Source organism: Kitasatospora sp. NPDC101447 (assembly GCF_044767225.1).
In the GTDB taxonomy this organism is placed as follows: Bacteria; Actinomycetota; Actinomycetes; order Streptomycetales; family Streptomycetaceae; genus Kitasatospora.
Genome location: NZ_JBIWNL010000039.1, coordinates 1 through 17244, shown reverse-complemented (window position 1 = coordinate 17244; position 17244 = coordinate 1). Strand labels below are relative to the sequence as shown.

The window sequence follows — 17244 nt, the reverse complement described above, 5'->3', positions numbered from 1 at the left end:
CCCACCCCCCCCCCCCCCCCACCCCTTCTTTGCGGGGGGGGCGGGGGCGCCCGGGGGGGGGGGCCCCCCCCGGCCCCCCCCCGCGCCCCCCCCCCCCCGGCGCCCCCCGGGGGGGGGGCCCCCCCCCCCCCCCCCCCCCCCCCCACGACTGTTTTCCGGGACTCCTCGGCTTCCGGAGTCCTCGGCTTTCCGGACCCCTCAGCGCCAGCGCCAGGCGTGGTCGACCGGCCCGATCCCGGCGCCCAGCGCGAAGCCGCCGGCGATCGCACCGGTGATGTACTCCTTGGCCGAGCCCACCGCCTCCGGCAGCGGCTCGCCCTTGGCCAGGCCGGCCGCGATCGAGCTGGCCAGCGTGCAGCCGGTGCCGTGGGTGTGCCGGTTGTCGTAGCGCGGCGCCCGGTACCAGTGGACCTCCTCCGGCCCGCCGTACAGCAGGTCGGCGGCCTCGCCCTCCAGGTGGCCGCCCTTGACCAGCACCCAGCGCGGACCGAGGTCGAGCAGCGCCTTGGCGGCGTCCAGCATCTGCCCCTCGTCCTCGACGGTCCGGCCGGTGAGCTGCGTCACCTCGTGCAGGTTGGGGGTGGCCAGGGTGGCGACCGGCAGCAGCTTCTCGCGGACGGTGCCGACGGCGTCGGCGGCCAGCAGCGCGTCGCCGTGCTTGGAGACGCCGACCGGGTCGACCACGACCGGGGCGTCCACCCCGGCCAGCAGCTCCGAGACGGTCTCGACCAGCTCGATCGAGGCGAGCATGCCGGTCTTCACGGCCTGCACCCCGATGTCGTCCACCACGCTGCGGAACTGTGCGCGGACGGCCTCGGCGGGCAGTTCCCAGTAGCCCTGGACGCCGAGCGAGTTCTGCGCGGTGACGGCGGTGATCACGCTCATGCCGTGCACGCCGAGGGCGAGCATCGCCTTGAGGTCGGCCTGGATGCCGGCGCCGCCGCCGGAGTCGGAGCCGGCGATGGTGAGCACGCGCGGGGGTGCGGCGGAGGCGCCGGGGGTGCGAGGGGGGAGGACCATGGCCCCAACCTACCTGCGCGGATTCAGAGCACGGCTTCGGATTCCACCCAGCGGCCCTCCGGCACCGTCTTCAGCCGGGTCACCGCGTCGCCGATCGGCAGCAGTTCGATCCCGGTCCGGCGCAGCGCGGTGAAGTGCCCGAACGCGCCCTGGTGGACGGCCTCCACCGCGTGCCAGCCGAAGCGGGTGGCGAGCACCCGGTCGTAGGCGGTCGGGGTGCCGCCGCGCTGGGTGTGGCCGAGGATGACCGGACGGGCCTCCTTGCCGAGCAGGTTCTCCAGCTCGTGGGCGAGCCGGTTGCCGATCCCGCCGAAGGTCCGGTGGCCGTACTGGTCGACCGCGCCGTGGTCGAAGCGCATGGTGCCGGGCATCGGGGTGGCGCCCTCGGCGACGGCGATGATGGCGAACTTCTTGCCGCGGGCGAAGCGGTCCTCGACCATCCGCGCCACCGCCTCGATGTCGAACGGCTTCTCCGGGATGAGGATGCCGTGCGCTCCGCCGGCCATGCCCGCGGTGAGGGTGATCCACCCGGTGTGCCGGCCCATCAACTCGACCACCATGACCCGCTGGTGGGACTCGGCGGTGGTCTTCAGCCGGTCGATCGCCTCGGTCGCGACGTGCACCGCGGTGTCGAAGCCGAAGGTGACGTCGGTGGCGTCGATGTCGTTGTCGATGGTCTTCGGCACCCCGACCACCGGCAGTCCGGCGTCGCTGAACAGCTTCGCGGCGGTCAGCGTCCCCTCGCCGCCGATCGCGATCAGCGCGTCGATGCCGATGTCCCGGGCCAGCACCTTCGCGTTCTCCACCGCCCAGGCGATCCGGTCGCGCCGCACGCGGGCGGAGCCCAGGATGGTGCCGCCGAGGGTGAGCAGCCCGGTGACGTCGTCGTGCGAGACCGTCCGGGTCCGGCTCTCGATCAGGCCGAGGAACCCGTCCAGGATGCCGACGATCTCGTCGCCGTGGACGTCCGTGCCCCGGTGCACCACCGAGCGGATCACCGCGTTGAGGCCGGGGCAGTCGCCGCCGCTGGTCAGTACACCGATGCGCATGTCAGGTGTGCTCCCGCTCGCAGTGGTTCGGGCCACCCGCCCCGGACGGTGTGGTGGCGGGCGGGCTCGGATGCCGCAAGCCTACGCAAAACGCACCCCCGAATCCCGTCCGCCGCACGCCCTGGGCGTCATCTGCCGCGCCGGCGTCCAGTACCCATCAGCCGTACGCCGTACGCCGGTCGGCGACGCCGCCCCGGGCCGGCGGGCACGCCGGTGCCGGGCGGTCGGCGGCGCCGGTTCCCGAAGGACCGGGGGCGGGCGGGCCGGCCGCGCTCACTCCGCGAAGTGGTCCCAGCCGCCGACCCGGTCCCAGGGCGCGCCGTCCACGGTGACCCGGCCGCTCCGGCTGCCCGTCGGCCGGCCGGTCACCTCGCCCACCACCCGCCAGCGGGCCGGGAGTTGGACCCCGCGCGGGAAGGTCGCCACGATCGCGTGGTCCTCGCCGCCGGAGAGCACCCAGACCAGCGGGTCCACCCCGACGGCCTGGCCGATGTCCGCCATCTGCGCCGGGACGTCGAAGTCCGCGGCCTTCAGGTCGATGTCCACCTCGCTGGCCCGGGCCACGTGGCCGAGGTCGGCGACCAGCCCGTCGCTCACGTCGATCATCGAGGTCGCGCCCAACTCGGCCCCCGCCGGTCCCGCGTGGTACGGCGGTTCGGGCCGCCGGTGCGCCTCGACGAAGGCGCGCGGGGAGCGGAAGCCGCGCTGCAGCACGGTCAGTCCGGCGGCCGACCAGCCCAGCCAGCCGGTCACCGCGACCACGTCGCCGACCTGCGCCCCGGAGCGCGTCACCGCCGCACGCCCCTGCAGGTCGCCGAGCGCCGTGATGGCCAGCGTGACGGTGTCCCCGCGCACCACGTCACCGCCGACCACCGTCGCCCCGGCGACCTGGCACTCGTCGCGCAGCCCGTCCATCAGCTCGGTCGCCCACGTGGTCGGCAGGTCGGCGGGGGCGACCAGGCCGAGCAGTATCGCGGTCGGCACCGCCCCCATCGCGGCCACGTCGGCGAGGTTCTGGGCGGCCGCCTTGCGGCCCACGTCGTAGGCGGTCGACCAGTCCCGGCGGAAGTGCCGGTTCTCGATCAGGACGTCCGTGGTCGCCACCACCCGGCCGTCCGGAGCCCGCACCACCGCGGCGTCGTCACCCGGGCCGAGGTCGACCGCATCGGTGAGCGGTACCCGGGCGGTCAGCTCCCTGATGAGGCCGAACTCGCCGAGCTCGCCCACGGTCCCCTGCATCTGCCGTCCTCTCGCCTTTCATTCCGGATGGCGCTGTCATCCGTTCCGGTCCCCGTCGCGCTCCCCCGCGCGCAGCGTACGCCCTTCGGGGGTGCCGAAGTCTCCCCTCCCCGGCCCGCTGCGCGGTAGCGTGGTGATCAGACTGCCGTTGAGCCCGTTCCATCCCGACGCCTGACCGGGCGACCACGGCGGCGATCCCCGTAACCGGCCGCCGGGAGGTCCTCGTGGTACAGGCATACATCCTGATCCAGACCGAAGTTGGAAAGGCCACCGCGGTGGCCGAGTTGATCTCCGAGATCCCCGGTGTGCTCACCGCCGAGGACGTCACCGGCCCCTACGACGTCATCGTCAAGGCCGAGGCCGAGACCGTCGACGAGCTCGGCCGCATGGTCGTGGCCCAGGTCCAGAAGGTCGAGGGCATCACCCGCACCCTGACCTGTCCGGTGGTCCACCTCTAGCCCCGGCTCCGGGTAAGGCCCGGCTACCATCGGCGGGTGGCCAGAGAACTCCGCGTCCCGAAGGCGCTGACCGCCCTGCCGGCACCGATCCGCTGGCTGGCCCTGCCCGTCGCGCTGACCTGCACGGTCGTCGTGCTGGTCGGCAGCTGGGGCCCGGCCGACGGGAAGATCGAGGTGCCGGAGCCGAGCGGCAGGGCCGCCGACTACTGCCGGGCCCTGGCCGCCGCGCTGCCGCAGGAGCTGCTCGGGCACGCTCGCAAGGACCCGTCGCCCGCCTCGCCCTACGTGGCCGTCTGGGACAGCTCGCCCCGGACGGTCATGCGCTGCGGCATCGACCGGCCGGAGCAGCTGAACGGGGAGCACGCCAAGGACTGGTCCCCGACCGTCGACGACCTCACCTGGTGGTCGCAGAAGCTCGACGACGGCGGCTACCGCTTCGTGGCGACGATGCGCGCCGCCTACGTCGAGGTGACCGTCCCGTCCGGGGCCGCACGGAACCCCTTCGACCCGGCCGCCGCGCTGACCCCGCTGGTCAAGGCCAACATCCCCGGCTGAGCCGGGCCGTACCGACGTGCGGAGGGCGGGCCGGGAGCTCCCGGCCCGCCCTCCGCCGTACGGGACCGCTAGCGCAGGCCGGTCGAGCGGCGCATCGCCGTCTGCAGCAGCCGGTCGATCAGCTCCGGGTACGAGACCCCGCTGGCCTCCCACATCTTCGGGTAGGCCGAGATGGGGGTGAAGCCGGGCATGGTGTTGATCTCGTTGATCATCCAGGTGCCGTCCTCCAGCAGGAAGAAGTCCACCCGGGCCAGGCCCTCGCAGCCGAGCGCCTCGAAGGCCTCGACCGCCTGGCGCTGGATCTCGGCGAGCTCGTCGGCGGTGAGCTTCGCCGGGATCTGCACGTCGGAGGAGTCGATGTACTTGGCCTCGAAGTCGTAGAAGTCGAAGCCTTCGCCGACCAGGACCTCGCCGGCCACGCTGGCCCGCGGGCCGTCCTCGAACTCCAGCACGCCGCACTCGATCTCGCGGCCGGTCACGCCGGCCTCGATGATCAGCTTGGGGTCGTGGCGACGGGCCTCCTCGATCGCGGCGTCGAGGTCGGCCAGGTCCTTGACCTTGGTGATGCCGATGCTGGAGCCGGCCCGGCAGGGCTTCACGAACACCGGCAGGCCCAGCTCGGCCACCCGCTCGCGCACCGCCGCGCGGCCCGCCTCGGTCTCCCACTCGCGCGGACGCACGATGGTGTAGTGGCCGACCCCCAGACCGTGCGAGGCCAGGATCCGCTTGGCGAACTCCTTGTCCATGCCGGCCGCGCTGGCCAGCACGCCGTTGCCGACGTAGGGGACGCCGGAGAGCTCCAGGAGGCCCTGCAGGGTGCCGTCCTCGCCCCAGGGGCCGTGCAGCAGCGGGAACACCACGTCGACCTCGCCGAGGGCCTTGGGCGCGCTGCCCGGCTCGCTGAGCAGCACCTCCCGGTTGCCCGGCGCGACCGGCAGCGCGACCTGCGCGTCGACGGACTCGGCGACGTGTGCCACGTCCGGCAGCTTGCCGTCGGTGATGGCCATCCGGGCCGGCTCGTCGCTGGTCAGCGCCCAGCGGCCCTCGTGCGTGATGCCGATCGGCAGCACGTCGTACTTGTCGCGGTCGATCGCCCTGAGCACACTGCCCGCGGTGGAGACCGAGATGGCGTGCTCGGAGCTGCGCCCGCCGAAGACCAGTGCGACGCGCGGCTTCGGGGCGGACGGGTTCGGGGAGGACTGTTCGATGCTCATATCGGGTTTGAGACTACCGTGCGACGTGTTTCCGGGACGTCAACCGCCCCGGTGCCCCCCGCCGCCCGGGCCGTCAGCGCCGCCGCTCCGCCTTCGCCGAGCGCGACATCAGCGTCTGCAGCGCCTCCTGGGTCGGCCGCCCGTTGTGCACGACGTCCACCACGGCCTCGACGATCGGCATGTCGACGCCGTTGCGCCGGGCCAGGTCCAGCACCGACTCGCAGGACTTGACGCCCTCGGCGGTCTGCCGGGTGGCCGCGATGGTCTCCGCGAGCGACATGCCCCGGCCCAGGTTCATGCCGAAGGTGTTGTTGCGGGACAGCGGCGAGGAGCAGGTGGCGACCAGGTCGCCCATCCCGGCGAGCCCCGCGAAGGTGTGCGGGTCGGCGCCCAGCACCTCGCCGAGCCGGGTGGTCTCGGCCAGCCCGCGGGTGATCAGCGTCGCCTTGGTGTTGTCGCCGAGCCCCATGCCGGCCGCCATGCCGACCGCCAGGCCGATCACGTTCTTGACCGCGCCGCCGAGTTCGCAGCCCACCACGTCGGTGTTGGTGTACGGCCGGAAGTACGGCGTGTGGCAGGCCGCCTGGAGGCGCTTGGCCACCGCCTCGTCGGCGCAGGCGACGACACTGGCCGCGGGCTGCCGGTTGGCGATCTCCTTGGCCAGGTTGGGCCCGCTGACCACCGCGACGCGCTCCGGACCGACCTTGGTGACCTCGTCGATCACCTCGCTCATCCGCTTGGCGGTGCCGAGTTCGATGCCCTTCATCAGGCTGACCAGCACGGTCTGCGGCTCGATCAGCGGCGTCCAGGCGGCCAGGTTGTCGCGCAGCGTCTGCGAGGGCACCACCAGGACCGCGAAGTCGGCGCCGGCCAGCGCCTCGGCGGCGTCGGTGGTGGCCCGCACCGAATCGGGCAGCCGGACGCCCGGCAGGTAGTCCGGGTTCTCGTGCGTGGAGTTGACGGCGTCCGCCAGCTCCTGGCGGCGGGCCCACAGCACGACCTCGCAGCCGGCGTCGGCGAGCACCATCGCGAACGCGGTGCCCCAGGAGCCGGTCCCCATCACGGCGCAGCGGGTCACTTGCCGGCCTCCTCGGTGCCCTTGCCGCGCTCGCCCTTGGCACGCCGGCGCTCGGCCAGCGCCGTGGCGGCGCGCTCGCGGGCGGCCTTGCGCATGTCGTAGCGCTCGGCCGGCGGCTGCTCGCCGCGGACCTCGGCCAGCACGGCGGTGATCGCCGTCATGATGTCCTCGGTCGCGTCCGCGAGCACCTGGGAGGTGAGCTCCTGCCCCTGGTACTTGCTCAGGTCCACCGCCGGACCGGCCGCGACGGTCACCCGGTGGCGCGGGAAGAGGTTGAACTTGCCCTTCCCGTACCCGGGCCGGCCGTACGGCGGGATGATCTCGTGCGCGCCCCAGTGGGCGACCGGGATGACCGGCGCGCCGGTCATCAGCGCGACCCGGGCGACACCGCTCTTGCCGGTCATCGGCCACAGGTCCGGGTCCCGGGTGAGCGTTCCCTCCGGGTAGAACTGCACGCACTGGCCGCCGTCGACGGCGTCGATCGCGGCCCGGAAGGCCTGCGCCGCGTCGGTCGACTCGCGGAACACCGGAATCTGACCGGTCTTGCGCAGCATGAATCCGATGAAGGGAATGGAGAACAACGAGGACTTGCCGAGAATTCGCGGCGGGCGACCGCTGTTGTACTGCCAGTGCGCGTAGATCACCGGGTCGATGATCGAATTGTGGTTCACCGCGGCGATGAAGCCGCCTTCCTTGGGAATGTGCTCCCAGCCGCGCCAGTCGGGCTTCACCAGGGCGGTCGTCACCGGCTTCACCAGCACGGCCGCGAAGCGGTACCAGATGCCGTAGTCGGCGTTGCCGAACTTGGCGTACGAGCGGCGGGCCACCCCAGCTCCTTCTCATCCGATGCGGCACGTGGAGTGCCGCGGTCATGGCCTCCCGGGGCCGCGCACCGGTGCCAGCGGTGCCCGGGCCACGGGCGCCGAACAGTGTCGCCCGCCCGCTCACCGGCTGTCGAGCGGCCGCGCCAACCCGCCGGGCCGGCGTGATCAAACGCACGTCCGCACAGTTCGGACGGCCTGGCGAGGGCTCCGGGACCGGCGACACAATGACGCCGATGACCCAGGACACCGTACGCCCCAGCGGGCCCGTCGCGCCCGCCGCACCCACCGCCGGCTGGTCGCTGGTGCTGCCGCTCAAGCCGCTCGCACAGGCGAAGAGCAGACTCGCCCCCTACGCCGGAGCGCACCGGGCCGACCTGGCGATGTCCTTCGCGCTCGACACCGTCGGCGCCGCGCTGGCCACCCCGGGCGTCGACCGCGTCCTGGTGGTGACCCGCGACGCGGTGGCCGGTGCCCGGCTGGCCGCGCTGGGCGCGCTGGTGGTCGCCGACGAGCCCGGTGGCGGCCTCAACCGGGCGCTGGCGCACGGCGCGTCGACCGCCCTGGCCCTCGCCCCGGCGGCCCCGCTGGCCGTCCTCTCGGCGGACCTGCCGGCCCTGCGTCCGGCCGAACTGGCCCGGGTGCTGGGCGCGGTGCCGCCGGACGGCCGGGCCTTCCTGCCGGACTCCCCCGGCCTCGGCACCACGCTGCTCGCCTGCACCCCGGGGCGTCCGCTCTCCCCCTCCTTCGGGGACGGCTCGCGCGCCCGGCACGCGGCCGGCGGGGCCCTCGAACTGCGCCTCGCGGACGTGGAGTCGGTGCGCCGGGACGTCGACACCGGTGCGGACCTCGGCGAGGCCGCGGCGCTCGGCCTCGGCCCGCACACCAGCACGCTGTTCGCCCGTCTGAGCCCGCCCTGACGTCGCCCTGATGCCGTCCCGCTGCCGTCCGGCTGCCGCCCCTCTTGGTGTCCCGGCCCGCGGACCGGCCCCGCTCCGGCTCCGCTACCGCGCCGTCCCCCGTCCTGCTCCCGGGGGCGCACCGACCCGCTCGCTATGCTGCTGACATGCAGGCCACCGCGTTCACCTTCGACCCCGCCACCCGGGCCGGCTCCGTGCTGCTCGACGACGGGACCCCGGTGCCGTTCGACGCGGCCGCCTTCGACGCCGGCGGCCTGCGGCTGCTGCGCCCCGGCCAGCGGGTGCGGATCCGCACCGAGGGCACCGGCGAGGCCCGCCGGGTGGTCTTCGTGACGCTGCAGACCTTCCCCGACCCCGCCGGGCTCTGACGCCCGCGAGGCGCCCGCCCGCCGGGTTGCTTCGACCACCGACCGTCCGGTCCCGCGGCCACGACCGCCCGGTCCCGCCGCACGCCGTCGAATCCTGACCGAGCGCCCGGAAACCCGAAGAGCCGCGGCGCCCGGTCTCCGTGCGTTCACGGGAGGGGTGTCGCGGCTCTTCGCCGAAGGCCGTCAAAGGACGGTCGCGCGGGACCTACTTGGCAGTGGTCTTGCGCGCGGTGGTCTTGCGGGTGGCGGTCTTCTTCGCCGGAGCCGTCTTCTTGGCCGTGGCGGTCGCCTTCTTGGCGGTGGCCGTGGTCTTCTTGGCGGCAGCCGTGGTGGTCGCCTTCTTGGCGGCGGCCGTCTTCTTGGTCGCGGCCGCCGTGGTCTTCTTGGCGGCGGTGGTCTTCGCGACGGTGGTCTTCGCCGCGGCCTTCTTGGCGGTGGCCGCCTTCTTCGCGGTGGTGGCCGTGGTCTTCTTGGCGGCGGCCGTGGTGGCCGTCTTCTTGGCGGCGGCCTTCTTGGTGGCCGGAGCGGCGGCGGCAGCGGTGGCGGCACGCTTGGTGGCGGCGCGCTTGGCGGCCGGGGTGGCGGCGACGCCGCTCTTGCCCGGGGTGAGGGAGCCCTTGGGGGCCTTCTTCACCGAGGGGCCCTCCTTCGGCAGCTTCTTGCTGCCGCTGACCAGGTCCTTGAAGCCCTGGCCCGGGCGGAAGCGCGGCACCGAGGTCTTCTTGACCTTGACCCGCTCGCCGGTCTGCGGGTTGCGGGCGAAGCGCGCGGAGCGCTCCACCTTCTCGAAGGTGCCGAAACCGGTGACCGAAACCCGGTCGCCGGCCACGACGGCACGGACCATGGTGTCGAGCACTGCGTCGACGGCCTCTGCGGCAGCCTTGCGACCGCCCAGCTGCTCGGCCACCGCTTCGACAAGCTGAGCCTTGTTCACGTCTTCCCCTTCGGAAACGAGCGCCGGATGATTCCATCCGTTCTTTTCGCACGTTAGGTATGTATCTGCGGACTTTCAATTACCAAACGCGCGAATCACCCTAGTGTCGCAATGGATTTGCGCGTCGGCGACCTCAGCCGAGCGGCGGGCGCCCCTCGTCGAGGTCATGTACAAAGCGACTCAACCGCCTTGCCGCCTCCGGAAGATCGCGCTTGGCGGTCTCGGTGACGATGAGGAGTTGACGGGTGAGAGCGGTCTTTGCATCGGCAGACACGTTCAGCGCATGCACGCGGGCGTGAGCTTGCTTCAACCGCTCGGCCACGAGCGCGTAGAGCGCTGCGACTTCCTGGTCGTCCGGCCCCTCAGCTGGCGCGGAGGTGACGTCCGGCCGATCGTCAATTCGGCGTTCGGATGGCCGGCCCATGGAGTCCTCAGCCGCGGGTTCGCCGCCCGCGTACGGAGGTTCATGGTGCCGGTGCATGTACTGATTGTGCCATCTACCCGCAGTTGTACTTGCGCGGGGCCCTCTTCCGCAAAGCCAAATGGGCAATCCGGGGCGGGCCCCGGCGCTAACTCGTGCTCCGGAACGACGGATGGCCCGGCCCCCCCGAGGGGGGCGCGGGCCACGCGGCGGATCGTCAGAATGCTTGTTCTGAGGGGAACTCAGGCGACCGGCAGAGTACGGGGCTTGAAGGCCGGACGGGTCGCCTCGAAGGCCGCGATGTCGGCCTCGTTCTGCAGCGTGATGCTGATGTCGTCCAGGCCGTTGAGCAGCCGCCACCGGACGTTGTCGTCCAGTTCGAAGGCCGCGGTGACGCCTTCGGCCCGCACTTCGCGCGCCTCCAGGTCGACGGTGATCTCGGCCGAAGGGTCACTCTCGGTGAGCGCCCAGAGCCGTTCCACGGTCTCCTGCGGCAGCACGACCGTCAGCAGGCCGTTCTTCAGGGAGTTGCCCCGGAAGATGTCGGCGAAGCGCGACGAGATGACCGCGTGGAAGCCGTAGTTCTGCAGCGCCCAGACGGCGTGCTCACGGGAGGAGCCGGTGCCGAACTCGGGGCCGGCCACCAGCACCGTGGCGCCCTGCCGCTCGGGCCGGTTGAGGATGAACGACTCGTCCTTGCGCCAGGCCTCGAACAGCCCGTCCTCGAAACCGGACCGGGTGACCTTCTTGAGCCAGTGGGCCGGGATGATCTGGTCGGTGTCCACGTTGCTGCGGCGCAGCGGGACGGCCCGGCCGGCGTGGGTGGTGAACTTCTCCATGGCTCAGGCCTCCACGGCAACGTCGGTGTCCGCCGTGTCGGCGGCGTTCAGGTCGGCGGGCGAGGCGAGGCGGCCCAGGACGGCGGTCGCGGCGGCGACCTGCGGGGAGACCAGGTGGGTGCGGCCGCCCTTGCCCTGCCGTCCCTCGAAGTTGCGGTTCGAGGTGGAGGCGCAGCGCTCGCCCGGGGCCAGCTGGTCGGGGTTCATGCCCAGGCACATCGAGCAGCCCGCGTGGCGCCACTCGGCACCGGCCGCGGTGAACACCTTGTCCAGGCCCTCCTCGACGGCCTGCAGGGCGACCCGGACGGAGCCGGGGACCACCAGCATCCGTACGCCGTCGGCGATCCGGCGGCCCTCCACCAGGGCGGCGGCGGCCCGCAGGTCCTCGATCCGGCCGTTGGTGCAGGAGCCGACGAAGACGGCGTCGACCTTGACCTCGCGCAGCGGGGTGCCGGCCTCCAGCCCCATGTACGCCAGGGCGTTCTCGGCGGCCTGGCGCTCCTGCGGGTCGGCGAAGGAGGCCGGGTCCGGCACGTCGGAGGCCAGCGGGGCGCCCTGGCCGGGGTTGGTGCCCCAGGTGACGAAGGGGCTCAGCTCGCTCGCGTCGATGAAGATCTCGTGGTCGAAGACCGCGTCCTCGTCGGTCACCAGGGTCCGCCAGTACGCGACGGCGGCGTCCCAGTCCTCGCCCTGCGGGGCGTGCGGGCGGCCCTTGAGGTACTCGAAGGTGGTCTCGTCCGGGGCGATCATGCCGGCCCGGGCGCCGGCCTCGATCGACATGTTGCAGATGGTCATCCGGGCCTCCATGGACAGGCTCCGGATCGCCGAACCGCGGTACTCCAGGACGTAGCCCTGGCCGCCGCCGGTGCCGATCTTCGCGATGACGGCCAGGATCAGGTCCTTGGCGGTGACGCCCTCGGGCAGGTCGCCCTCGACGGTGATCGCCATGGTCCGGAACGGGGCCAGCGGCAGGGTCTGGGTGGCCAGCACGTGCTCGACCTGGCTGGTGCCGATGCCGAACGCCAGTGCACCGAAGGCGCCGTGGGTGGAGGTGTGGGAGTCGCCGCAGACCACGGTCATGCCGGGCTGGGTCAGGCCGAGCTGCGGGCCGACGACGTGCACGACGCCCTGCTCGACGTCGCCGAGCGAGTGGATCCGGACGCCGAACTCGGCGGCGTTCCGGCGCAGGGTCTCCAACTGCACCTTGGACACCGGGTCGGCGATCGGCTTGTCGATGTCCAGGGTGGGGGTGTTGTGGTCCTCGGTGGCGATCGTCAGATCGGTGCGGCGGACCGGACGGCCGGCCAGTCGCAGTCCGTCGAAGGCCTGCGGGCTGGTGACCTCGTGGAGCAGGTGCAGGTCGATGAACAGGAGGTCGGGCTCGCCCTCCGCGCGCCGCACGACGTGGTCGTCCCAGACCTTCTCTGCGAGTGTCCGTCCCATCGGATTCCCTCCAGCCGGCCGCGTTGCCGGCCTTCTCGTGTCGTCGAGGTCAAAGCTGCGCCGCCCTGCGCGGGGGCGCTTCGCGCGACCTGCACGCCGGATCGCTGTCCACGATGCGGACACTCGGAGGAGGCCACATCCTGGATGTCTCCCGGGCTGCTGCATCCAGAGTGGCGCTTTTCCGGAAAGATTGAACTTGCGTCTCGCGGAATGAGACTGCAGTCTTAGGGCATGGACAACACTAGCGGCGTCGGCGTTCTCGACAAGGCCGCTCTGGTGCTGAGCGCACTGGAGTCGGGCCCCGCCACGTTGGCGGGGCTGGTCGCCGCCACCGGTCTGGCGCGCCCCACGGCCCACAGACTCGCCGTCGCACTCGAACACCACCGTCTGGTCACCAGAGACATGCAGGGACGTTTCATCCTCGGTCCCCGCCTGTCCGAACTCTCCGCCGCGGCGGGCGAGGACCGGCTGCTCGCCACCGCGGGCCCGGTCCTGACCCACCTGCGCGACGTCACCGGCGAGAGCGCACAGCTCTACCGCCGCCAGGGCGAGATGCGGATCTGCGTAGCCGCCGCCGAGCGGCTCTCCGGCCTGCGGGACACCGTCCCGGTCGGCAGCACCCTGCCGATGAAGGCCGGCTCGGCCGCCCAGGTCCTGCTCGCGTGGGAGGAGCCCGAGCGGCTCCACCGCGGTCTGCAGGGCGCCCGCTTCACCGCCACCGCGCTGAGCGGCGTGCGGCGGCGCGGCTGGGCCCAGTCGATCGGCGAGCGCGAGCCGGGCGTCGCGTCCGTCTCCGCGCCCGTCCGCGGCCCCTCCAACCGGGTGGTGGCCGCGGTGTCGGTGTCCGGCCCGATCGAGCGCCTGACCCGCCACCCGGGCCGGCTGCACGCCCAGGCCATCATCGAGGCCGCGAACCGGCTCACCGAGGCGCTGCGCCGGAGCTGATCCGGCCCTTCCCCCACCCGCCCCCTTTCCCCCACCCCTCCCCCACCCGGCCGTCCCCCACCGAAAGACGAAAGGGCCCCGCTCGGAGTCGAGCGGGGCCCTTCGAAGCATTTCCCGGTGCACAAGCAAAAAGACCCCGGAGAACCGGGGTCTTCCATTTTCTGGCTGGGGTACCAGGACTCGAACCTAGACTAAATGAACCAGAATCACTCGTGCTGCCAATTACACCATACCCCAACACAAAGCAAGGGCCGATGGGCGAGCCCACCGGCTTCCTGCTCTGAAGTACCCCCGACCGGATTCGAACCGGCGCTACTGCCGTGAGAGGGCAGCGTGCTAGGCCGCTACACAACGGGGGCTTCCTGACGATCCCTTGCGGGATCAGTACCCCCGACCGGATTCGAACCGGCGCTACTGCCGTGAGAGGGCAGCGTGCTAGGCCGCTACACAACGGGGGCTTTCCAGGTGATCCCTTGCGGGATCAGTACCCCCGACCGGATTCGAACCGGCGCTACTGCCGTGAGAGGGCAGCGTGCTAGGCCGCTACACAACGGGGGCTTGATCTTCATTTGTACTGCGGTACTGCTGTTACTGCGGTACTGCGCTGGGGTACCAGGACTCGAACCTAGACTAAATGAACCAGAATCACTCGTGCTGCCAATTACACCATACCCCACCAGAGTTGAACCCTCGTCGGGATCTTCTCAGGCGTTGCGCCTCTCGTTCGCTCCCGGCCGGGGGGCTTTCGCTCCCTCGTCCGTTCCCTCCCGGGCGGCGCAGAAAGAACATTACCCGACGTCGGCCCTGGCTCCAAAATCGATAACCCCAGGCAGCGGCCGGGAGGCCGGCGGATGACCTCCGGGTACGCCGCGGGCCCGGCACGAAGCCGGGCCCGCGGCCTGCTCAGCGGCCCGCTCAGGCGGCCGGCAGGGCGTCCAGGGACGAGCGCAGGCGGCGCAGCGTCTCGGGGCGGCCCAGCAGCTCCATGGACTCGAACAGCGGCGGCGACACCCGACGGCCCGTGACGGCCACCCGCAGCGGCGTGAAGGCGAACTTGGGCTTGATGCCCAGCCCGTCCACCAGTGCCTCGCGCAGGGCCGCCTGGATCGGCTCCGGGGTGAAGTCCGCGAGCTCCTCCAGCGCCTTGATGCTGGCCTCCAGCACCGGGCGGGCGTCGGCGGTCAGCACCTTGGCGGCGTCGTCCGGGTCGACGGCGAACTTCTCCGGCGCCACGAACAGGAAGCCGGCCATGTTCACGATCTCGCTCAGCACGACCATCCGCTCCTGGGTGAGCGGCGCGACCTTGGCGAGCACGTCCAGCTGCTCGGCGGTCGGCTCGGCCGGCAGCAGGTCGGCGGCCTGCAGGAACGGCACCAGGCGGGCCGCGAAGTCCGCCGGGGCCAGCTTGCGGACGTGCTCGGCGTTGATCGCCTCGCACTTCTTCAGGTCGAAGCGGGCCGGGTTGGCGTTCACCTTGGCGATGTCGAAGGCGGCGACCATCTCGTCGATGCCGAAGATGTCCCGGTCCTCGGCCAGCGACCAGCCCAGCAGGGACAGGTAGTTGAGGAGGCCCTCCGGAATGAAGCCGCGCTCGCGGTACAGGTTGAGCGAGGCCTGCGGGTCGCGCTTGGAGAGCTTCTTGTTGCCCTCGCCCATCACGTACGGCAGGTGGCCGAAGCGCGGGGTGGTGCCGTTGCCGACGCCGATCTCGGCGAGCGCGGCGTAGAGCGCGACCTGCCGCGGGGTGGAGGACAGCAGGTCCTCGCCGCGCAGCACGTGGGTGATGCCCATCAGGGCGTCGTCCACCGGGTTGACCAGGGTGTACAGCGGGGCGCCGTTGGCCCGGACGATGCCGTAGTCCGGCACGTTCTCCGGCTCGAAGGTCAGCGTGCCGCGCACCAGGTCGTCGAAGGAGATGGTCTTGTCGGGCATCCGGAAGCGCAGGATCGGCTCGCGCTTCTCCAGCTTGTAGACGGCGACCTGGTCCTCGGTCAGCTCCCGGCAGTGGCCGTCGTAGCCGGAGGGCTTGCCGGCCGCGCGGGCGGCCTCGCGGCGGGCGTCCAGCTCCTCGGTGCTGCAGTAGCAGTGGTAGGCGTGGCCGGCCTCGTGCAGGCGGCGGGCGACGTCGGCGTAGATGTCCATCCGCTGCGACTGGCGGTACGGCTCGTGCGGGCCGCCGACCTCCGGGCCCTCGTCCCAGTCGAAGCCCAGCCAGCGCATCGCGTCGAGCAGCTGGTTGTACGACTCCTCGGAGTCGCGGGCGGAGTCGGTGTCCTCGATCCGGAAGACCATCGTGCCGCCGTTGTGGCGGGCGTAGGCCCAGTTGAAGAGGGCGGTCCGGACCAGGCCCACGTGGGGGTTGCCGGTCGGGGACGGACAGAAGCGAACCCGGACGGCCGGGTCAGTGTTAGCCACGCTTGATCACCTTGTTGGTGAGAGTGCCGATGCCTTCGATGGAGACGGCGACCTCGTCGCCGACGTTGAGGGGGCCCACCCCTGCGGGCGTGCCGGTGAGGATGACGTCGCCGGGCAGCAGCGTCATGGCCTCGGAGATGTGGACGATCAGCTCGGCGACCGAGCGGACCATCAGGGAGGTGCGACCGGTCTGGCGGAGCTCGCCGTTGACCGTGCAGGTGACGGCGAGGTCGCTCGGGTCCAGGTCGGTCTCGATCCACGGCCCGAGCGGGCAGGAGGTGTCGAAGCCCTTGGCCCGGGCCCACTGGCCCTCGCGCTGCTGGACGTCCCGGGCGGTCACGTCGTTGGCGCAGGTGTAGCCGAGGATCACCTCGGGCACCCGGTCCAGCGGCACCTCGCGGCACATCCGGCCGATCACCACGGCGAGTTCGGCCTCGTGGTGGACGTCCGAGGAGAACGGCGGGTACGCGATGTTCTCGGTCGGGCCGATCACCGAGGTGGACGGCTTGAAGAAGGTCAGGGGGACGTCCGGGACGTCGTGGCCCAGCTCCTGGGCGTGCGCCGCGTAGTTGCGGCCGACCGCCACGATCTTGTTCGGGAGCATCGGACTGAGCAGCCGGACGTCCTGGAAGCGGTAGCTCTCGCCGGTGGGCTGGGGTTGGCCGAACGGGTGGCCGGCCAGCGCGTGGACGACCAGCGAGTCGGGCTGGGAGGGGTCGCCCTCCACCACGCCGAAGGAGACGCTGCCGGCGGCAGGGCTCCCTTCCCGGACGGAAAACCTGGCAATGCGCACGGCTGGGCTACCCCTCGCTTCGTCGGCCGCCCGGGGCGCGTCGCGCCCGGGCGCTGGTGGGCGCCCCGCCCGCGTGGGCGCGGCCCCGTCAATCGGCCTCCAGGCTATCGCGTGGGGGCCCTGCGGACCGCTTTGCCCCTGTTCAGCCCGGTCGGGGCGGAAGCGCCAGGACACCCCGCCCGGGCTCCCCGCGCCGCCCGGAGCCGGAGCGGGACGGCAGAGGGCGCCGCCGCCACGAGAGTTCGTGGCGACGGCGCCCTCCGGGGAACGCACCGGGTCCGGCGCACCCGGTCCGACGTGCCGGGGTCCGGCGTGCCGGGTCCGACGCGCCGGGTCAGTCCGCCAGCACGACGACCGGCGCGACCATCAGCTGGGTGCGGCGCGGGTTGGCGGTGCTGGCCGGCAGCTCGGTGCCGTAGGTCAGGACGTCCTGGGGCTTGCGGGCACCCGGGATCTTGCTGAAGTCCTCGACCGAGGCCAGCGTCGTCCGGCGCGGGTTCGCCGTCGGGCGGCAGGACAGCGTGGACTTGTTGGCCTTCTTCGCCTGGGACATCGAGAGCACCTCGTGGTCGTGGCCGGGCGGATCCGCAGCGGATCGGCGCCGGCCTGAATGATTCCGATTGATTCGGAGGGGTTCTGGGCAGGCTGATCGGGGCCGTGCTCCGGAGCAGCCAGGTTACGAGATCTCTTTCCACAGAGACCGTGACCAAAGCTACACATTAGTCTGTGATT

At 72.2% G+C, this 17244-nt stretch carries 18 protein-coding genes and 5 tRNA genes; 5 read left to right on the top strand and 18 right to left on the bottom strand.

Features of this window, described 5'->3' with window-relative positions:
* Positions 1 to 198: 198 nt before the first annotated feature.
* The 3 genes from thiD to ACIRST_RS35110 form a co-directional block, all read right to left on the bottom strand.
* Positions 199 to 1020, bottom strand: coding sequence for a bifunctional hydroxymethylpyrimidine kinase/phosphomethylpyrimidine kinase (gene thiD, locus ACIRST_RS35120; protein WP_402807607.1), 822 nt, complete (start codon positions 1018 to 1020; stop codon positions 199 to 201).
* A gap of 23 nt (positions 1021 to 1043) precedes the next feature.
* Positions 1044 to 2069, bottom strand: coding sequence for an ATP-dependent 6-phosphofructokinase (locus ACIRST_RS35115; protein ID WP_350524613.1), 1026 nt, complete (start codon positions 2067 to 2069; stop codon positions 1044 to 1046).
* Between the two features lie 273 nt (positions 2070 to 2342).
* Positions 2343 to 3308, bottom strand: a complete 966-nt coding sequence (locus ACIRST_RS35110) for a thiamine-phosphate kinase (protein ID WP_097236123.1) — start codon at positions 3306 to 3308, stop codon at positions 2343 to 2345.
* 224 nt (positions 3309 to 3532) lie between these two features.
* On the opposite strand from ACIRST_RS35110, the gene ACIRST_RS35105 reads away from it, so the two are divergent.
* Positions 3533 to 3766 carry an Lrp/AsnC ligand binding domain-containing protein gene (locus ACIRST_RS35105; RefSeq protein WP_350524614.1) on the top strand — a complete coding sequence of 78 codons (234 nt, stop codon included), beginning with the start codon at positions 3533 to 3535 and terminating at the stop codon, positions 3764 to 3766.
* 36 nt (positions 3767 to 3802) lie between these two features.
* Entirely contained in the window at positions 3803 to 4321 is a 519-nt protein-coding gene (locus tag ACIRST_RS35100) for a DUF3515 domain-containing protein (RefSeq protein WP_402807603.1), read from the top strand.
* 68 nt (positions 4322 to 4389) lie between these two features.
* Here ACIRST_RS35100 and ACIRST_RS35095 read toward each other — a convergent pair whose 3' ends face one another.
* The 3 genes from ACIRST_RS35095 to ACIRST_RS35085 form a co-directional block, all read right to left on the bottom strand.
* On the bottom strand, positions 4390 to 5535 hold the full coding sequence (locus ACIRST_RS35095; protein ID WP_396551916.1) for a D-alanine--D-alanine ligase family protein: 1146 nt from the start codon (positions 5533 to 5535) through the stop codon (positions 4390 to 4392).
* A gap of 73 nt (positions 5536 to 5608) precedes the next feature.
* A complete protein-coding gene (locus tag ACIRST_RS35090; protein ID WP_402807601.1) occupies positions 5609 to 6613 on the bottom strand; it encodes an NAD(P)H-dependent glycerol-3-phosphate dehydrogenase in 1005 nt (334 codons plus the stop codon).
* On the bottom strand, positions 6610 to 7440 hold the full coding sequence (locus ACIRST_RS35085) for a lysophospholipid acyltransferase family protein (RefSeq protein ID WP_350524618.1): 831 nt from the start codon (positions 7438 to 7440) through the stop codon (positions 6610 to 6612). The genes ACIRST_RS35090 and ACIRST_RS35085 overlap by 4 nt, the downstream gene beginning before the upstream one ends.
* 230 nt (positions 7441 to 7670) lie before the next feature.
* On the opposite strand from ACIRST_RS35085, the gene cofC reads away from it, so the two are divergent.
* Both cofC and ACIRST_RS35075 read left to right on the top strand, forming a co-directional pair.
* Positions 7671 to 8354, top strand: coding sequence for a 2-phospho-L-lactate guanylyltransferase (gene cofC / locus ACIRST_RS35080; RefSeq protein ID WP_350524619.1), 684 nt, complete (start codon positions 7671 to 7673; stop codon positions 8352 to 8354).
* 146 nt (positions 8355 to 8500) lie between these two features.
* Complete coding sequence (locus ACIRST_RS35075) at positions 8501 to 8722, top strand: hypothetical protein (RefSeq protein ID WP_350524620.1); 222 nt, start codon at positions 8501 to 8503, stop codon at positions 8720 to 8722.
* A gap of 205 nt (positions 8723 to 8927) precedes the next feature.
* On the opposite strand, the gene ACIRST_RS35070 is transcribed toward ACIRST_RS35075, so the two are convergent.
* The 4 genes from ACIRST_RS35070 to leuC all read right to left on the bottom strand — a co-directional run bounded on the left by ACIRST_RS35070 (position 8928) and on the right by leuC (position 12359).
* Positions 8928 to 9656 (bottom strand): HU family DNA-binding protein, encoded by a 729-nt coding sequence (locus ACIRST_RS35070; RefSeq protein WP_350524621.1) that lies wholly within the window; start codon positions 9654 to 9656, stop codon positions 8928 to 8930.
* Positions 9657 to 9789: 133 nt separating this feature from the next.
* Positions 9790 to 10137 (bottom strand): hypothetical protein, encoded by a 348-nt coding sequence (locus tag ACIRST_RS35065; RefSeq protein WP_380658828.1) that lies wholly within the window; start codon positions 10135 to 10137, stop codon positions 9790 to 9792.
* A gap of 182 nt (positions 10138 to 10319) precedes the next feature.
* On the bottom strand, positions 10320 to 10916 hold the full coding sequence (leuD, locus tag ACIRST_RS35060; RefSeq protein WP_402807596.1) for a 3-isopropylmalate dehydratase small subunit: 597 nt from the start codon (positions 10914 to 10916) through the stop codon (positions 10320 to 10322).
* 3 nt (positions 10917 to 10919) lie between these two features.
* The gene (gene leuC / locus ACIRST_RS35055) at positions 10920 to 12359 is read right to left on the bottom strand and encodes a 3-isopropylmalate dehydratase large subunit (RefSeq protein WP_350524623.1); all 1440 of its coding nucleotides are present in this window, start codon (positions 12357 to 12359) and stop codon (positions 10920 to 10922) included.
* Positions 12360 to 12590: 231 nt separating this feature from the next.
* Between leuC and ACIRST_RS35050 the strand changes: the two genes are divergently transcribed.
* A complete protein-coding gene (locus ACIRST_RS35050; RefSeq protein ID WP_030246527.1) occupies positions 12591 to 13304 on the top strand; it encodes an IclR family transcriptional regulator in 714 nt (237 codons plus the stop codon).
* 162 nt (positions 13305 to 13466) lie between these two features.
* Here the strand turns inward: ACIRST_RS35050 and ACIRST_RS35045 are convergent.
* The 8 genes from ACIRST_RS35045 to ACIRST_RS35010 all read right to left on the bottom strand — a co-directional run bounded on the left by ACIRST_RS35045 (position 13467) and on the right by ACIRST_RS35010 (position 17065).
* A tRNA-Gln gene (locus ACIRST_RS35045) sits at positions 13467 to 13541 on the bottom strand.
* A 49-nt stretch (positions 13542 to 13590) separates the two neighbouring features.
* Positions 13591 to 13663, bottom strand: a tRNA-Glu gene (locus ACIRST_RS35040).
* 26 nt (positions 13664 to 13689) lie between these two features.
* Positions 13690 to 13762: transfer RNA gene (locus ACIRST_RS35035), tRNA-Glu, on the bottom strand.
* A 27-nt stretch (positions 13763 to 13789) separates the two neighbouring features.
* Positions 13790 to 13862, bottom strand: a tRNA-Glu gene (locus tag ACIRST_RS35030).
* A 46-nt stretch (positions 13863 to 13908) separates the two neighbouring features.
* A tRNA-Gln gene (locus ACIRST_RS35025) sits at positions 13909 to 13980 on the bottom strand.
* A gap of 239 nt (positions 13981 to 14219) precedes the next feature.
* On the bottom strand, positions 14220 to 15719 hold the full coding sequence (gene gltX / locus ACIRST_RS35020; protein ID WP_402807589.1) for a glutamate--tRNA ligase: 1500 nt from the start codon (positions 15717 to 15719) through the stop codon (positions 14220 to 14222).
* On the bottom strand, positions 15712 to 16512 hold the full coding sequence (locus tag ACIRST_RS35015; RefSeq protein ID WP_350524625.1) for a fumarylacetoacetate hydrolase family protein: 801 nt from the start codon (positions 16510 to 16512) through the stop codon (positions 15712 to 15714). The genes gltX and ACIRST_RS35015 overlap by 8 nt, the downstream gene beginning before the upstream one ends.
* Positions 16513 to 16846: 334 nt before the next feature.
* The gene (locus ACIRST_RS35010; RefSeq protein WP_350524626.1) at positions 16847 to 17065 is read right to left on the bottom strand and encodes a hypothetical protein; all 219 of its coding nucleotides are present in this window, start codon (positions 17063 to 17065) and stop codon (positions 16847 to 16849) included.
* Positions 17066 to 17244 lie beyond the last annotated feature (179 nt).

Excerpts from the sequence above, each read along its gene's own strand:
- ACIRST_RS35050 (WP_030246527.1), top strand. The coding sequence starts at position 12,591 with ATGGACAACACTAGCGGCGTCGGCGTTCTCGACAAGGCCGCTCTGGTG.
- cofC (WP_350524619.1), top strand. The coding sequence starts at position 7,671 with ATGACCCAGGACACCGTACGCCCCAGCGGGCCCGTCGCGCCCGCCGCA.
- ACIRST_RS35075 (WP_350524620.1), top strand. The coding sequence starts at position 8,501 with ATGCAGGCCACCGCGTTCACCTTCGACCCCGCCACCCGGGCCGGCTCC.
- leuD (WP_402807596.1), bottom strand. The coding sequence starts at position 10,916 with ATGGAGAAGTTCACCACCCACGCCGGCCGGGCCGTCCCGCTGCGCCGC.
- ACIRST_RS35115 (WP_350524613.1), bottom strand. The coding sequence starts at position 2,069 with ATGCGCATCGGTGTACTGACCAGCGGCGGCGACTGCCCCGGCCTCAAC.
- ACIRST_RS35095 (WP_396551916.1), bottom strand. The coding sequence starts at position 5,535 with ATGAGCATCGAACAGTCCTCCCCGAACCCGTCCGCCCCGAAGCCGCGC.
- leuC (WP_350524623.1), bottom strand. The coding sequence starts at position 12,359 with ATGGGACGGACACTCGCAGAGAAGGTCTGGGACGACCACGTCGTGCGG.
- ACIRST_RS35110 (WP_097236123.1), bottom strand. The coding sequence starts at position 3,308 with ATGCAGGGGACCGTGGGCGAGCTCGGCGAGTTCGGCCTCATCAGGGAG.
- ACIRST_RS35065 (WP_380658828.1), bottom strand. The coding sequence starts at position 10,137 with ATGCACCGGCACCATGAACCTCCGTACGCGGGCGGCGAACCCGCGGCT.
- thiD (WP_402807607.1), bottom strand. The coding sequence starts at position 1,020 with ATGGTCCTCCCCCCTCGCACCCCCGGCGCCTCCGCCGCACCCCCGCGC.
- ACIRST_RS35010 (WP_350524626.1), bottom strand. The coding sequence starts at position 17,065 with ATGTCCCAGGCGAAGAAGGCCAACAAGTCCACGCTGTCCTGCCGCCCG.